Source organism: Citrobacter sp. Cf136 (genome assembly GCF_030333815.1).
Classification (GTDB): domain Bacteria; phylum Pseudomonadota; class Gammaproteobacteria; order Enterobacterales; family Enterobacteriaceae; genus Citrobacter; species Citrobacter freundii.
Genome location: NZ_JAOWFE010000032.1, coordinates 1,022,778 through 1,038,369 on the forward strand (window position 1 = coordinate 1,022,778; position 15,592 = coordinate 1,038,369).

The 15,592-nt window shown below is 51.5% G+C and carries 12 protein-coding genes and 1 pseudogene; 5 read left to right on the forward strand and 8 right to left on the reverse strand.

Translation table 11 applies throughout. The annotated features are described in order from the left end of the window. Nucleotides 1-2: 2 nt before the first annotated feature. The 3 genes from OGV98_RS09300 to yddG all read right to left on the reverse strand — a co-directional run bounded on the left by OGV98_RS09300 (nt 3) and on the right by yddG (nt 2,948). The gene (locus tag OGV98_RS09300) at nt 3-443 is read right to left on the reverse strand and encodes a GFA family protein (protein WP_003833032.1); all 441 of its coding nucleotides are present in this window, start codon (nt 441-443) and stop codon (nt 3-5) included. An 83-nt stretch (nt 444-526) separates the two neighbouring features. Beyond that, the gene (gene ompD / locus OGV98_RS09305; RefSeq protein WP_177711997.1) at nt 527-1,606 is read right to left on the reverse strand and encodes a porin OmpD; all 1,080 of its coding nucleotides are present in this window, start codon (nt 1,604-1,606) and stop codon (nt 527-529) included. Nucleotides 1,607-2,066: 460 nt separating this feature from the next. Further along, nucleotides 2,067-2,948 carry an aromatic amino acid efflux DMT transporter YddG gene (gene yddG / locus OGV98_RS09310; RefSeq protein ID WP_003020082.1) on the reverse strand — a complete coding sequence of 294 codons (882 nt, stop codon included), beginning with the start codon at nt 2,946-2,948 and terminating at the stop codon, nt 2,067-2,069. Between the two features lie 287 nt (nt 2,949-3,235). Here yddG and fdnG point away from each other — a divergent pair, with 287 nt between their 5' ends. The 4 genes and pseudogenes from fdnG to OGV98_RS09330 all read left to right on the forward strand — a co-directional run. Continuing rightward, complete coding sequence (gene fdnG, locus OGV98_RS09315; RefSeq protein WP_096890184.1) at nt 3,236-6,283, forward strand: formate dehydrogenase-N subunit alpha; 3,048 nt, start codon at nt 3,236-3,238, stop codon at nt 6,281-6,283. A gap of 13 nt (nt 6,284-6,296) precedes the next feature. Next, nucleotides 6,297-7,181: a formate dehydrogenase N subunit beta gene (gene fdnH / locus OGV98_RS09320; RefSeq protein WP_003833024.1), complete on the forward strand. Its 885-nt coding sequence runs from the start codon at nt 6,297-6,299 to the stop codon at nt 7,179-7,181. After that, entirely contained in the window at nt 7,174-7,830 is a 657-nt protein-coding gene (gene fdnI / locus OGV98_RS09325) for a formate dehydrogenase-N subunit gamma (RefSeq protein ID WP_003020054.1), read from the forward strand. Before fdnH ends, fdnI begins: the two co-directional genes overlap by 8 nt. A 129-nt stretch (nt 7,831-7,959) precedes the next feature. After that, a pseudogene (locus OGV98_RS09330) lies at nt 7,960-8,560 on the forward strand (inorganic diphosphatase); the annotation flags it as partial. A gap of 81 nt (nt 8,561-8,641) precedes the next feature. On the opposite strand, the gene OGV98_RS09335 reads toward OGV98_RS09330, so the two are convergent. The 3 genes from OGV98_RS09335 to sra form a co-directional block, all read right to left on the reverse strand. Beyond that, nucleotides 8,642-10,357 (reverse strand): ABC-F family ATP-binding cassette domain-containing protein, encoded by a 1,716-nt coding sequence (locus OGV98_RS09335; protein ID WP_202581308.1) that lies wholly within the window; start codon nt 10,355-10,357, stop codon nt 8,642-8,644. A gap of 309 nt (nt 10,358-10,666) precedes the next feature. Continuing rightward, nucleotides 10,667-12,364, reverse strand: coding sequence for a malate dehydrogenase (gene maeA, locus OGV98_RS09340; RefSeq protein WP_003836239.1), 1,698 nt, complete (start codon nt 12,362-12,364; stop codon nt 10,667-10,669). A gap of 179 nt (nt 12,365-12,543) precedes the next feature. Next, nucleotides 12,544-12,684, reverse strand: coding sequence for a stationary-phase-induced ribosome-associated protein (gene sra / locus OGV98_RS09345; RefSeq protein WP_003020039.1), 141 nt, complete (start codon nt 12,682-12,684; stop codon nt 12,544-12,546). 227 nt (nt 12,685-12,911) lie between these two features. Here sra and osmC point away from each other — a divergent pair, with 227 nt between their 5' ends. Beyond that, entirely contained in the window at nt 12,912-13,343 is a 432-nt protein-coding gene (gene osmC, locus OGV98_RS09350; RefSeq protein WP_003020036.1) for a peroxiredoxin OsmC, read from the forward strand. A gap of 47 nt (nt 13,344-13,390) precedes the next feature. Here osmC and OGV98_RS09355 read toward each other — a convergent pair whose 3' ends face one another. After that, entirely contained in the window at nt 13,391-14,161 is a 771-nt protein-coding gene (locus OGV98_RS09355) for a 3-hydroxybutyrate dehydrogenase (protein WP_003843689.1), read from the reverse strand. Nucleotides 14,162-14,172: 11 nt separating this feature from the next. After that, on the reverse strand, nt 14,173-15,567 hold the full coding sequence (locus OGV98_RS09360; RefSeq protein ID WP_196491835.1) for a GntP family permease: 1,395 nt from the start codon (nt 15,565-15,567) through the stop codon (nt 14,173-14,175). Nucleotides 15,568-15,592 lie beyond the last annotated feature (25 nt).

The window sequence follows — 15,592 nt, forward strand, 5'->3', positions numbered from 1 at the left end:
AACTAGTGAGCTAAATGACAGGGGTAATCCATCTCTTCGACTTCTTTCCCACTCAGTCGAGCGTATTGCCCCGTCAATCTCCAGAACGCAGGCTGTGTTTCCGTATAGATTTCTGCCGCTAATATCAGGCGGCGGCGATCTACCTCATTAAGTTCCAGAAGTGTCCACGGAATAAAGTAGCGATCGCTGTCCGTCAACGTAAACCACAGTGGGCATCCGCAGCCGGAACAGAAGAACCGTTCACCACGATTTGAGGAAGGAAAGTGCGAAGGTTCTGCCGATTCTGGTGACATCAGCGGGTGAGCGCTGGCTTCCAGATACATGGCGATGCCGCCTGACCATTTCTGACACAGCGTACAGTGGCAGGCATAGACATCCAGCATTTCAACGTCAACGGTAAAATGACTCTGTCCGCAAAGACAACGACCAGTGAATGTCTGCACGGCATACTCCTTATGACCGAGTCTACATCAAGAGAAAAAGCCAGCCCTTAAAGGACTGGCTTTGTATTCAGACTACAACAAAATTAGAACTGGTAGTTCAGACCAACAGCAACGATGTTGTCAGTGCTTACACCGGCAGCATTGGTGAAGGCATTGTCATCCAGCAGGTTGATTTTGTAATCAACGAAGGTGGACATGTTTTTGTTGAAGTAGTAGGTAGCACCCAGGTCTACGTATTCAACCAGATCCTGGTCGCCGTAACCGTTGATGTCTTTACCTTTGGATTTCAGGTAAGCAACGGACGGACGCAGACCGAAGTCGAACTGGTACTGAGCAACAACTTCAAAGTTCTGTGCTTTATCTGCGATACCGTTAACTTTAGAACCATAGGTGGTCATGTTGCGGGTTTCGGAGTAGGTGGTTGCCAGGTAGATGTTGTTCGCATCATATTTCAGGCCAGCAGCCCAAACTTCAGCGTTTTTACCGTCAGCTTTGAACTGACCGATGTGGTTGTTCTGAGAATCAGTACGGTCAGATTTCGCATAGGTTGCACCAATGCCGAAGCCTTCATACTCGTAAGTAGAAGACAGACCAAAACCGTCGCCGTTAGCTTCTTTGACGTCAGAACGGTCGTTTTTGCCCTGGTACTGAGCAGCAAAGTTCAGACCTTCAACCAGACCGAAGAAATCGGTGTTACGGTAGGTTGCAACGCCAGTAGTACGGCCAGTCATGAATACGTCAGTCTGGGTCCAGGTATCACCACCGAACTCAGGCAGGACGTCGGTCCATGCGCCGATGTCGTAGGCCACGCCGTAGTTACGACCGTAGTCGAAAGAACCGTATTCAGCGAATTTCAGACCAGCGAATGCCAGACGAGTTTTGTCTGCTTCAGAGCCCTGGGATTCAGAACGGTTGCCTTTGAATTCATATTCCCACTGACCAAAACCAACCAGCTGGTCATTGATCTGAGTTTCACCTTTGAAGCCCAGACGCGCGTAGGTTTTGTCGCCATCGCTGCCGTTGTCGTCAGAGAAGTAGTGCTGAGCGTGAACTTTTCCGTAGATATCCAGTTTGTTTGCGTCTTTGTTATATACCTCAGCTGCGTTTACCGCACCTGCCGCCAACAGGCTAGTCACTGCCACTGCAACTAATTTAAGTTTCATTCTAAATAATCCTTATAATTTTTTCTTGGTGTGTTTCCTAAACCATTGCTAAACGAAGGGGTTCGTCAATGGCAAACTATTTTTAAATGACGCAGTGGTATAAGTTCAATAATAAGTTTCATAATATTGCGAAATATTTGAAGTTGTGTGATCCAGATCTACATAATATGGTTGATTGTATTAATCTTTATATGTGACAAATCTGAATGGGTATATTTACGTAGGGGACTATTGTCAGGGCTATGATTTAAATGGCGTTAGTTCCGCATGTGTAATATATGCATATGAAGGGATATAGATAACCGCATAATATTTTCGCGTGTTAACTAATTACCATATATTTAACATTTAATTAAACAAATACAAACATAAATCGCAAGTGGAATGAACAATTATTATTCACCAATTTGTCTAAAGTATAGCCGGGTTTTATTTGTTTGTGATAAAACCCGGTTTTTTTTCAGGCGCGGCGCGTTGCCAGCCAACAAAGTAGCGAACCCGCGCAGACCATCAGTGCGCCCTGCCAGAAAGATAGCGAAAGCGGTGCACTGAGTAACACAGCAGCCAGTGCAGAAGAGAGCACAGGGGTAAAATAGGATCCTACGGCCATGATGGTCACGTTGCCATGCAAAATGCCAATATTCCACGCCGCATAGGCAAATCCTAACGTTAATGCCGCTGAGAACATTTTAATAGTCACCGAAGTGCTGAAAATCATTTCTGGTTGCGGAGTCATAAAATAGTAAATCCACAAACTTGCGGCTGTTAGTAAAACGAACACGGTGATGCCGTTAAAGCCTTTTGCATATTTATTGGTCACCGTGCAATACGTTGCCCAGATAAAAGCGCCGAGAAAGGCGAGAAAATAGCTCAGCGGACTGCTGGCAACATTGCTGATAATTTCATCAAGGTTAAGACCGTTTTCACCACCCAATACCCAACAAACCCCGGTCAACGCGATAATTAATCCAGGGATTACCAACCAGGTTGTTTTTTGACCATTAAATAAAATAGCAAACAATATTGTCAAACTTGGCCAGAGATAATTGACCATACCGACTTCAATAGCCTGGTGACGAGTAGCCGCATAACCGAGAGCCAGCGCTAAACATATTTCATAGGTAACAAAAAGCACGCTACCAGCGATTAAATAACGCACAGGAATTTTTCTGATATTCGGAAAGCCGACGGTAAATATCAGCAACAGACCACTTAAGGAAAAAATCATTGCTGCGCCGCCCGCAGGACCCAGTCCTTCACTTACCCCACGCATGAGTCCGACCATCGTGCTCCAGAGCACGATGGCAATGAGCCCAATTAACGTTGCCTTTTGTTTTGTCATTCTGATTGTCTGTCCATGGTACTGGCAAAAATTTAAGCTGAAATTTATAGCACTTTTATACCGTAGCGCGCTAATTAATTGCCTTTCCCATACTCCCTTATGGGTACAAGAGTTAAACAAAGTGCACTATTTAGTAGCGGAACCGTTTCGTTATTGATTTGACGCAAAAAAAATATGGATATAGCTGATAGTTTCGTCGCGAAGTTGTACATGGCATCTTTCAGACTGCCGCGCTGGCGCAATTTGAGAGATTTCCTGTACGAACCCCTGCAAAAAAGAGGAAAGCAATGGACGTCAGCCGCAGACAATTTTTTAAAATCTGCGCGGGCGGTATGGCGGGAACTACAGTGGCCGCTTTGGGTTTTGCACCCAAAATGGCACTGGCTCAGGCGCGAAACTATAAGCTGTTACGCGCCAAAGAGATCCGAAACACCTGCACATACTGTTCCGTAGGTTGCGGGCTATTAATGTATAGCCTGGGAGATGGAGCAAAAAACGCCAAAGAGTCGATTTACCATATTGAAGGGGATCCGGATCATCCGGTGAGCCGCGGGGCATTATGTCCTAAGGGCGCTGGATTACTGGATTACGTGCACAGTGAAAACCGTCTGCGTTACCCGGAATATCGCGCCCCTGGTTCCGACAAATGGCAGCGTATCAGCTGGGATGAAGCATTCACCCGTATCGCGAAGCTGATGAAAACTGACCGTGACGCCAACTTTATTGAGAAGAATGAGCAGGGCGTAACGGTAAACCGCTGGCTTTCAACCGGGATGCTGTGTGCATCTGCGGCAAGTAATGAAACCGGTATGCTGACGCAAAAATTTGTGCGCTCACTCGGCATGCTGGCAGTAGACAACCAGGCGCGCGTCTGACACGGACCAACGGTAGCAAGTCTTGCTCCAACATTTGGTCGCGGTGCGATGACCAACCACTGGGTTGATATTAAAAACGCTAACGTCGTGATGGTGATGGGCGGTAACGCCGCTGAAGCACATCCGGTGGGATTCCGCTGGGCGATGGAAGCAAAAAACAACAATGATGCCACGCTGATTGTTGTTGACCCTCGTTTTACACGTACAGCTTCGGTGGCGGATATCTATGCGCCAATTCGTTCCGGCACGGACATTACGTTCCTGTCCGGCGTCTTGCTGTACCTGATTGAAAACAACAAAATCAACGCTGAATACGTTAAGCATTACACCAACGCCAGCCTGCTGGTGCGGGATGACTTTGCTTTCGAAGACGGTCTGTTCAGCGGTTATGACGCAAACAAACGCCAATATGATAAATCGTCCTGGAACTACCAGTTCGATGAAAACGGCTACGCGAAACGCGATGAAACGTTAAGCCATCCTCGCTGTGTCTGGAACCTGCTAAAACAGCACGTTTCCCGCTACACGCCGGATGTGGTGGAAAACATTTGTGGTACGCCGAAAGAAGACTTCCTGAAAGTCTGCGAAGTGCTGGCTTCCACCAGCGCAGCCGATCGCACCACCACGTTCCTGTATGCGTTGGGTTGGACTCAGCATACCGTCGGGGCACAGAACATCCGCACCATGGCGATGATCCAGTTGCTGCTCGGCAACATGGGGATGGCAGGTGGCGGTGTCAACGCCTTGCGCGGTCACTCCAACATTCAAGGGTTAACCGACTTAGGTCTGCTCTCTACCAGCCTGCCGGGCTACCTGACGCTGCCGTCAGAGAAACAGACAGATCTGCAAACCTATCTGGCCGCGAACACGCCAAAAGCGACATTGGCCGATCAGGTTAACTACTGGGGCAACTATCCGAAGTTCTTCGTCAGCTTGATGAAATCTTTCTACGGCAATGCTGCACAGAAAGAAAACGACTGGGGCTTTGAGTGGCTGCCGAAGTGGGATCAGTCCTACGACGTCATCAAATACTTCAACATGATGGATAGCGGAAAAGTCACCGGCTACATCTGTCAGGGCTTTAACCCTGTTGCGTCCTTCCCGGACAAAAACAAAGTGGTGCAGAGCCTCAGCAAACTGAAGTATCTGGTGGTTATCGATCCGCTGGTGACCGAAACCTCAACGTTCTGGCAGAACCACGGCGAGTCAAACGACGTTGATCCTGCGTCGATTCAGACCGAAGTCTTCCGTTTGCCTTCTACCTGCTTTGCGGAAGAGGACGGCTCCATCGCCAACTCCGGACGCTGGTTACAGTGGCACTGGAAAGGTCAGGACGCACCGGGCGAAGCCCGCAACGACGGCGAAATTCTGGCCGGTATTTACCACCGTCTGCGAGACATGTATCGCACTGAAGGCGGTAAAGCTGTAGAACCCGTTCTGAAAATGAGCTGGAACTATAAGCAGCCGGACGAACCGCACTCAGAGGAAGTGGCGAAAGAGAACAACGGCTATGCGCTGGAAGATCTCTATGATGCCAACGGTGTACTGGTTGCGAAGAAAGGTCAGTTGCTCAACAGCTTTGCGTTGCTGCGCGATGATGGTTCTACGTCATCATCCTGCTGGATTTATACCGGTAGCTGGACCGAGCAGGGCAACCAGATGGCCAATCGCGATAACGCCGATCCGTCAGGTCTGGGTAATACGCTGGGCTGGGCCTGGGCATGGCCGCTGAACCGTCGCGTGCTGTATAACCGCGCTTCGGCGGATCCACAGGGTAAACCGTGGGATCCAAAACGCATGCTTATCCAGTGGAACGGTACGAAGTGGACGGGTAACGATATCCCGGACTTCAATACCGCGGCACCGGGCAGTGGCACCAATCCATTTATCATGCAGCCGGAAGGGCTGGGGCGTCTGTTTGCTATCGATAAGATGGCGGAAGGTCCGTTCCCGGAACACTACGAGCCGATGGAAACGCCGCTGGGTACTAACCCGCTGCACCCGAATGTGATCTCCAACCCGGCAGCGCGTCTGTACGAGGCGGATAAACTCCGTATGGGCACGAAACAGGACTTCCCGTACGTCGGGACGACCTATCGTCTGACCGAACATTTCCATACCTGGACCAAGCACGCATTGCTGAATGCGATTGCCCAGCCAGAGCAGTTTGTGGAAATCAGCGAAACGCTGGCGGCAGCGAAAGGGATCAACAACGGCGATCACGTGAAAGTTAGCAGTAAACGTGGATTTATTCGCGCAGTTGCCGTGGTGACCCGTCGTCTGCGCACCCTGAACGTCAACGGTCAGCAGGTTGAAACGGTTGGGATCCCAATCCACTGGGGCTTTGAAGGAGTCGCGCGTAAAGGCTTTATCGCCAACACCCTGACGCCGAATGTCGGTGATGCAAACTCGCAAACGCCGGAATACAAAGCGTTTTTAGTTAACATCGAGAAGGCGTAAGGGAGGCGAACATATGTCTATGGAAACGCAGGACATCATCAAACGGTCCGCAACAAACTCCATCACGCCGCCACCTCAGGCCCGTGATTACAAAGCCGAGGTCGCGAAGCTGATCGACGTTTCCACCTGTATAGGCTGCAAGGCCTGTCAGGTGGCATGCTCAGAGTGGAACGATATCCGCGATGAAGTTGGCCACTGCGTCGGGGTGTATGACAACCCCGCCGATCTCAGCGCCAAGTCCTGGACGGTGATGCGGTTTACCGAAACCGAACAGAACGGCAAGCTGGAATGGCTGATTCGTAAAGACGGCTGTATGCACTGTGAAGATCCGGGCTGCCTGAAGGCATGCCCGTCTGCCGGGGCAATCATCCAGTACGCCAACGGGATTGTCGATTTCCAGTCAGAACACTGTATTGGCTGCGGCTACTGTATTGCCGGGTGTCCATTTAATATTCCGCGCCTCAATAAAGAGGATAACCGCGTGTATAAATGTACGCTGTGTGTCGACCGGGTCAGCGTCGGGCAGGAACCTGCCTGCGTGAAGACCTGTCCGACCGGGGCAATACATTTCGGCACCAAGCAGGAAATGCTGGAAATGGGCGAACAGCGTGTGGCAAAACTGAAAGCACGCGGTTTCGAACACGCCGGTCTCTACAACCCGGAAGGTGTGGGTGGTACGCACGTTATGTACGTTCTGCATCATGCCAACCAGCCGGAGCTGTATCACGGCCTGCCGAAAGATCCGCAGATCGATACCTCTATCAATCTGTGGAAAGGGGCGCTGAAACCGCTGGCCGCTGCCGGATTTATCGCCACCTTCGCCGGGCTGATTTACCACTACATTGGTATCGGTCCGAATAAGGAAGTGGACGACGACGAGGAGGATCATCATGAGTAAGTCGAAAATGATTGTGCGCACGAAGTTTATCGACCGCGCCTGTCACTGGACGGTGGTGATCTGCTTCTTCCTGGTGGCGCTGTCGGGGATTTCGTTCTTCTTCCCGACTCTGCAATGGCTGACGCAAACCTTCGGTACGCCGCAGATGGGACGCATTTTGCACCCGTTCTTCGGCATACTGATCTTCGTCGCGCTAATGTTCATGTTTGTGCGCTTTGTGCACCACAACATCCCGGATAAAAAAGATATTCCGTGGCTGAAAAACATTGTGGAAGTGCTGAAAGGCAATGAACACAAAGTGGCGGATGTGGGCAAGTACAACGCTGGGCAGAAAATGATGTTCTGGTCGATCATGAGCATGATTTTCGTGCTGCTGATTACCGGTATTATTATCTGGCGTCCATACTTTGCACAGTTCTTCCCAATGCAGGTCGTGCGCTATAGCCTGCTGATCCATGCGGCGGCGGGGATTATCCTGATGCACGCCATCCTCATCCATATGTATATGGCATTCTGGGTGAAAGGTTCGATTAAAGGCATGGTTGAAGGGAAGGTGAGCCGTCGCTGGGCGAAGAAACATCACCCACGTTGGTATCGCGAAGTTGAAAGACAAGAAGCGAAAAAAGAGAGCGAGGAAGGGGTTAACTAATCCCTGATGTTCCCTCTACGCAATGGCGCTACATCGGTAGCGCCATTTTTTTGCCAAAAAAACGTCATGTTTCTGTCATCTGCTGAACGTAAGGTGTTGTCTTTCCAATAATAGAAGAGTTAAAAGACAATGCATCTGGTGAAAAAACTACTCGCAATCAGCGTGTTTCTTTGTGCTTCAGCTCAGGCGCAGAACATCCTCGAATTTCCTCAGCCGGAGAATAACCCGGAAGAGTTTTATGCCGTAACCGAAATCCCGGCAGGTGGAATGATTAAATATGAAACCGACGCCAAAACCGGGTTTATCGTTGCCGATCGCTTCCAGTCAATGCCGGTTGCCTATCCCGCCAACTACGGTTCACTAACCCAGTCTTTAGCCGGTGACGGCGACCCGCTGGATGTTATCTTTTATACTCGTGCGCCGCTGGCCCCGGGGACGTTGATTAAGCTGCGCGCAATAGGCGTCCTGAAGATGATCGACGGCGGTGAAAAGGACGACAAAATTGTCGCCGTGCCGGCCAGTAAAATTGACCCCACTTATGACAACATCAAAGAATTGAGCGATCTGCCCAAGATTGAAGTTCAACGTCTGGAATCTTTCTTCCGCGTGTACAAAGATCTGCCGGAAGGGCGCAAGAAGGTCGAATTAAACGGTTTCAACGACGCCGCTACGGCAAAGCAAGAGATCAAACAGGCCTGGGATGCCTGGAAAGAGAAAAAACCGCAGCAATAAATGGTATGCCGGATGGCAGGCCTACACGCGCATTTTGCTGGTGTAGGCCGGATAAGCTTGCGCCATCCGGCAATAAAGATTACTTCAGTTGTGAGTTCAGACGCTCAATCTCTTTACGCCATTGCGCCTGTAACAGCGGTTTTTGATGTTTCGGCTTGCGGGCGAGATCGTCGGCCAGACGCTGTTCCAGATCGAGGAGTTGTTCCAGCAATCCATCGCTGTCACAGCTTATTTCAACTTTCGCTTCGACCACCGTTTTGGGAACGGTTATCTCCGCGGACGTTTCCCTAATACGCGCATTGACCGCCTCCAGATCGTGCCATTCACTGAGTTCGCCATTGTCGATTAACCAGAACCGGTTACAGCTTTGGCTGATAAGCTGCCGGTCGTGACTGACCAGCAACACGCCGCCGTTATAGCTTTGTAGCGTTTCTGCCAGCGCCTCTTTACCTTCCATATCCAGATGGTTGGTCGGTTCATCGAGCATCAGCAGACTGTAGCGCGCAAGCGTCAGCCCCACAAACAGCAGCCGGGAGCGCTCACCACCGCTTAATGTACTGACCCTCTGCGTATGACGAATCCACGGAAAACCCGCGCTAATCAGCGCCATCTTGCGAATCTCTGGCTGCGGGGCAAACGCTTCCAGCGCGTCAAACAATGAATCGTTATCGGCAAGCTGATGCAGTGTCTGATCGTAATAGCCCAGCGTAACGCGCGGGTGCAACACCAGTGAAGTCGATGCCAGCGGTGACTGAAATTGTTCCCAGATAAGCCTTAACAGCGATGATTTCCCGCAACCATTACGCCCGACAATCGCCACGCGATCGCCGCTTTTTAACCGGATACCGGCAATGGAAAACAGTGTATCTGCGTTGGGAGCAGGGGCTACAGACAGATTAGTCATCTCCAGCAAACGATCTGCACGCAGGGCATCACCCTGCAATGTTAGTGTCCACTGACTTCCTGACGTCACTTCTGTTTGCACCTCTTTCAGGCGCTGTACCTGTTTTTCCATCTGCTTGGCCTTGCGGGAGAGATCTTCGTTGTCGTAGACCCGCCCCCAGGTTGCCAGCCGTTTGGCGCTGGCAGTCACCCGGTCTATCTCTTTTTGCTCAGCCTTGTGGCGCAGAGCATCGCTGACATCTCTTTCTGCCAGCGCCTGACGCGCCGCGCTACAGGGTAGATCGAAGGCATGCAGGGTGCGATCGCGCAAGATCCAGGTTCCGTGAGTCACCGCGTCCAGCAGCTGCGTGTCGTGGGAAACCACCACAAAACTGCCAGACCAGTTCTGTAAGAACTGCTCCAGCCACAGTAATGTTGGCAAATCCAGATGGTTACCCGGTTCATCCAGCAGCAGCAGGTCAGGATTACGCATCAGCGCCCGCGCTAATAGCAAGCGTGTGTGCTGGCCACCGCTCAACGTTTGCGCTGTCAGAGATAAATTCTCTGGCGTGAAACCCATTTCGGCAAGCAGCGCTTCAACCCGCCATTGTTGAGCCGCACGCTCATGCTCAGGAACTTGAGCGAGAACGGCTTCCTGCAGCGTAAGAGGCAGTATATCGTCAGGTAGATGTTGTTCTACACGCGCGAGATGGCAGTGATTCGCTTGCGCGATTGCTCCACTGGTGGGCGAAATCGTGCCATCGAGCAGTTTTAACAACGTGCTTTTTCCGCAGCCGTTGTAACCGATAAGCCCGATGCGGTCGCCTTTTTTCAGGGTAAAGGAAAGATCGTCGAATAGCGTGCCGAATGCCGTATCAACGTGTAAGGATTGTGCGGTTAGTAATGTGCTCATTGTTGCTTACTCAAGAGTTACAGGCGTGAAAACGCCTCGTCAAACATCGCTGACGATAACCCGGTAAGCCCGAGAGAAGGGGATTTAGAAGTTAGCTTCGCTCAAGCAGAAGTTATCGCAGCACGATACCGATAACGCTTGAGCACTGGCGATCGCCAAAAGCATGTGAAACGATAAAACGTTCACAGTACAGCATAAGTATCCTCCTTTTGTTTTTCAGAATGTTGATCGGTAGCGAAAGTGTAATCGCAAATTACACTTTCGCGCAAACTTTGCACGCCCGGCAGCAATGTGCCGCCGGGCAAACCGTCAGATAGAAGTACGACGGTAATCGCGATATTCCGCCTGCCAGAAATTATCGTCAATAGCCTGTTGCAGCGCTTCGGCGGAGGTTTTCACCGCCACACCTTGCTGCTGGGCCATTTTACCGACGGCAAAGGCAATGGCACGAGAAACCGTCTGAATATCTTTCAGTTCCGGTAGCACCAGTCCTTCACCGTTGAGCACCAGCGGTGAATACTGTGCCAGCGTTTCACTGGCCGACATCAGCATTTCATCAGTGATGCGCGATGCGCCAGAAGCAATCACGCCAAGGCCAATACCCGGGAAGATGTACGCGTTATTACACTGGGCGATCGGGTAAGTTTTCTCTTTCCACACTACCGGTGCAAACGGGCTACCGGTCGCAACCAGCGCGTTGCCTTCGGTCCAGGCGATAATATCCTGCGGCGTGGCTTCTACACGAGAAGTCGGGTTAGACAGCGGCATGACGATCGGACGCGGACAATGCTTGTGCATTTCGCGGATGATCTCTTCGGTAAACAGACCAACCTGTCCGGAAACCCCGATCAGGATGTCAGGTTTAACGTTGCGGACCACATCGAGCAACGACAGGACATCTTCTTGTGTATCCCAGTGCTGCAGATTTTCGCGTTTTTGCACCAGTTTGGTCTGGAAGGAGAGCAGGTTCGGCATTTTGTCGGTTAAGAGGCCGAAGCGATCGACCATGAATACGCGTTGACGCGCCGCTTCTTCGCTTAAACCTTCTCGCTGGATTTGTGCAATGATCTGCTCGGCGATCCCGCATCCGGCGGAACCCGCGCCGAGGAAGACGATGTTTTGTTCGCTCAGCTGGCTTCCGGCCGCGCGGCTAGCCGCAATCAGCGTACCGACGGTAACCGCCGCGGTGCCCTGAATATCGTCGTTAAATGAGCAAATTTCATCGCGATAACGGGTCAGCAGTGGCATAGCGTTTTTCTGGGCGAAATCTTCAAACTGCAACAGCACGTCCGGCCAGCGATGCTTCACGGCCTGGATGAATTCATCAACGAATTCGTAGTATTCATCATCAGTGATACGCGGATTGCGCCAGCCCATATACAGCGGATCGTTCAGCAGTTGCTGGTTGTTGGTCCCCACGTCCAGTACCACCGGAAGTGTATAGGCCGGGCTAATTCCGCCACATGCGGTATACAGCGACAGTTTACCGATTGGAATGCCCATCCCGCCGATCCCCTGATCGCCAAGACCTAAAATACGTTCGCCATCGGTGACAACGATGACCTTGATATTGTGGTTAGGGACGTTTTGCAGGATATCGTCCATATTGTGGCGGTTCTGATAAGAGATAAACACGCCGCGCGCACGACGATAAATCTCAGAGAAACGCTCACAGGCTGCGCCGACCGTTGGGGTATAGATAACTGGCATCATCTCATCCAGGTGATTATGCACCAGTCGGTAAAACAGGGTTTCGTTGGTGTCCTGGATGTTGCGCAGGTAAATATGTTTGTCGATTTCGGTTTTGAAGCCCTGATATTGGATCCAGGCGCGTTCAGCCTGTTCTTCAATCGTTTCGACGACTTCCGGCAGTAACCCCAGCAGGTTGAAGTTACGGCGTTCTTCCACACTGAAGGCGCTCCCTTTATTCAGTAAAGGGAATTCCAGCAGTACCGGGCCAGCGTAAGGGATGTAAAGGGAACGCAGTTTTTTAGTTTCGTTTTCCATGTCACTCACTCTTTTTTGAATAACCGTCCCTGGCGCTCTTTATGATCGTATGTGGCCTGTCCGCCAGGGAAACGGGCGAAGTATAAAGCATTGTGAATGGGTTAAGGGGTTTTATAAGCAAAAACACCACTGCGGTTGCAATGGTGTTTATCTCGTTACTCAGTCAGACGTGCGAAAGGCTACTTGCCGTCAGCGCGGCGCTTTCTTCCAGTAGGATTGTTGACCACGTTGGTTTTGTCACCTTCGGTCACGATTTTACGTTGATTTGAGATTTTGTGGTCCAGTCCGAGAATATGACGGGCCTGACGGTTCGATTTCATTCTAACTCCTTAATCCTGTTACTGGTTTCAAGGGCGAGCCCGTATGAGAACGGACGAAATACAACCTGATATAAAGCCGATGTTCAACATAACGGCTTTCTGGATGGTCGGTCATTTTATCTGAAAGGTCAATGCTTAAGCGGCAAATGAGAACTATCCCGTATGTAACATGCTTTTTCCCGGGCGTCCTATACTAGTAACTCCGACGACAACACAGGAGAGCGATAATGACTATCCATAAGAAAGGTCAGGCACACTGGGAAGGCGACATTAAGCGCGGCAAAGGCACTGTGTCGACCGAAAGTGGCGTGTTGAATCAGCAACCGTATGGGTTTAATACACGATTTGAAGGTGAGAAAGGCACCAATCCTGAAGAGTTGATTGGCGCGGCCCATGCAGCCTGCTTTTCGATGGCGCTTTCACTGATGCTGGGTGAAGCAGGGTTTACCCCAGATGCCATTGATACCACTGCCGATGTTTCTCTGGATAAGGTAGATGCCGGGTTTGCGATCACTAAAGTCGCGTTGCATAGCCAAGTGAGCGTGCCGGGGATAGACGCCGCCACGTTTGACGGCATCATCCAGAAAGCAAAAGCCGGATGCCCGGTATCTCAGGTTCTGAAAGCGGAAATAACGCTGGATTACAAACTGAAGTCTTAATAAAGTCGTGCCGGATGCGACGATGTCTTATCCGGCACCTGATGATGTTATTGCGCTACCCAACCGCCATCCATATTCCACGCTACGCCACGCACTTGCGCCGCACCGTCTGAACATAAGAATAACGCGAGATTCCCTAACTGCTCTGGGGTAACGAATTCGCGCGACGGCTGCTTTTCAGCCAGCAGGGCGTCACGGGCTGCCTCAGGCTCTGCGCCTTCGGCAATACGCTTATCGATCTGCTGCTGGACCAGCGGCGTTAGCACCCAGCCGGGACACAGCGCATTGCAGGTGATTTCCGTCTGCGCGGTTTCCAGCGCGATGGTCTTGGTTAATCCCACCACACCGTGCTTCGCTGCTACGTAGGCAGATTTCTCTTTTGAAGCCACCAGGCCGTGAACAGAAGCGATATTAATGATGCGCCCCCAGTTTCGCGCGCGCATACCGGGAAGCGCCAGACGCGTGGTGTGAAAAACGGAGGAGAGGTTAATCGCGATAATCGCGTTCCATTTATCAACCGGGAAGGTTTCTATCGGTGAAACATGCTGGATCCCGGCGTTATTGATAAGAATATCCACACCGCCGAATTCGCTCTCTGCATAGCGCATCATGTCGGCAATTTGCGCTTCATCGCTCAGATCCGCGCCATGATAGCCTGGCGTTTTGCCATACTGCGCAACAGCGTCTTTGGCGGCATCAACATCACCAAACCCGTTGAGGATCAGGGTGGCGCCAGCTTGCGCCAGCACCTGTGCGATACCTAATCCGATACCGCTGGTCGAGCCGGTAACCAGGGCGGTTTTTCCCGTTAAGTTCATGATGATTCTCCTTAAACAATTCCGGTGGTGTAGAAGACGCCGATGACAAACAGTACGGCCAGACTTTTAATGATGGTAATAGCGAAAATTCCGCCATACGCCTGACGATGACTAAGGCCGGTGATAGCCAATAAGGTAATGACCGCGCCGTTATGCGGTAGGGTGTCCATACCGCCGCTGGCCATAGATGCCACGCGGTGGAAGACTTCAAGTGGGATATTGGCGGCATGTGCGGCAGCGATGAAAGTGTCAGACATGGCGGCAAGCGCAATACTCATCCCGCCAGACGCCGAACCGGTGATCCCGGCAAGCGTGGTAATGCTGATAGCCTCATTGAGCAGCGGGTCAGGAATAGCCGCCAGCGCTTTTGACAGCACGAGGAAGCCCGGCAGGGCGGCGATCACTGCGCCAAAACCGTACTCTGACGCGGTGTTCATCGCCGCGAGGATCGCGCCGCCAACTGCCGTTCTGCTGCCTTCAGCCAGGCGACCTTTAATGTTGCGGTAGCCAAAGAGCACCACCAGCAGAATCCCAGAAATCAGCGCCGCTTCCACTGCCCAGATAGCGGTGATTTTACCGACTTCGGTGGTAATCGGTTTGGCAAGACCCGGAAGTTCAAGTTGATGCGTGGCGCCGTACCACTGTGGGATCCAGCGGGTAAACAGCAGGTTAAATACCCCAACCAGGATCAGCGGAGAGATCGCGATGATCGGGTTCGGCAGATTAATGTTATCCGGCGTTTCCGGCTCGTTTAACAGTTCAGTGCCATAGCCTTCATTCTTTGCCTGCGCTTTACGACGCTGACGTTCGAGATAAACCAGACCGACGAAAATAATAAACAGCGAGCCTATCAGCCCCAGCCACGGCGCAGCCCAGGCGTTAGTCCCAAAGAAGCTGGTCGGAATAATGTTCTGGATCTGCGGCGTGCCTGGCAGAGCATCCATAGTGAAAGAGAATGCGCCCAGCGCAACGGTGGCCGGGATCAGGCGCTTAGGAATATTACTCTGGCGGAACAGCTCCGCCGCAAATGGATACACCGCAAACGCCACGACGAACAGTGAAACCCCGCCGTAGGTTAACAGCGCGCACACCAGCACGATCACCGGGATGGCGTGACGACGACCAAGGATGTTGATAGCGGCGGCAACAATGGAACGTGAAAATCCAGATAACTCGATTAACTTGCCAAACACTGCACCCAGCAAGAACACCGGGAAGTAAAGCTTCACAAAACCGACCATTTTTTCCATAAACAGGCCGGTGAAAGCAGGGCCGACGGCGCTGGGTTCAGTGAGTAATACAGCACCTAATGCCGCGATGGGGGCAAACAGAATGACGCTGTATCCGCGATAGGCTGCAAGCATCAGCAGGCCCAGCGCTGCCAGGGCGATTAATACACTCATCATGACTCCTTATTATTATATTGGGGTA

What these genes read in the sequence shown, in the direction of transcription:
- ompD (WP_177711997.1), bottom strand. Translation starts at nt 1,606, where the DNA reads ATGAAACTTAAATTAGTTGCAGTGGCAGTGACTAGCCTGTTGGCGGCA.
- yddG (WP_003020082.1), bottom strand. Translation starts at nt 2,948, where the DNA reads ATGACAAAACAAAAGGCAACGTTAATTGGGCTCATTGCCATCGTGCTC.
- fdnH (WP_003833024.1), top strand. Translation starts at nt 6,297, where the DNA reads ATGTCTATGGAAACGCAGGACATCATCAAACGGTCCGCAACAAACTCC.
- fdnI (WP_003020054.1), top strand. Translation starts at nt 7,174, where the DNA reads ATGAGTAAGTCGAAAATGATTGTGCGCACGAAGTTTATCGACCGCGCC.
- OGV98_RS09335 (WP_202581308.1), bottom strand. Translation starts at nt 10,357, where the DNA reads ATGAGCACATTACTAACCGCACAATCCTTACACGTTGATACGGCATTC.
- maeA (WP_003836239.1), bottom strand. Translation starts at nt 12,364, where the DNA reads ATGGAAAACGAAACTAAAAAACTGCGTTCCCTTTACATCCCTTACGCT.
- sra (WP_003020039.1), bottom strand. Translation starts at nt 12,684, where the DNA reads ATGAAATCGAACCGTCAGGCCCGTCATATTCTCGGACTGGACCACAAA.
- osmC (WP_003020036.1), top strand. Translation starts at nt 12,912, where the DNA reads ATGACTATCCATAAGAAAGGTCAGGCACACTGGGAAGGCGACATTAAG.
- OGV98_RS09355 (WP_003843689.1), bottom strand. Translation starts at nt 14,161, where the DNA reads ATGAACTTAACGGGAAAAACCGCCCTGGTTACCGGCTCGACCAGCGGT.
- OGV98_RS09360 (WP_196491835.1), bottom strand. Translation starts at nt 15,567, where the DNA reads ATGATGAGTGTATTAATCGCCCTGGCAGCGCTGGGCCTGCTGATGCTT.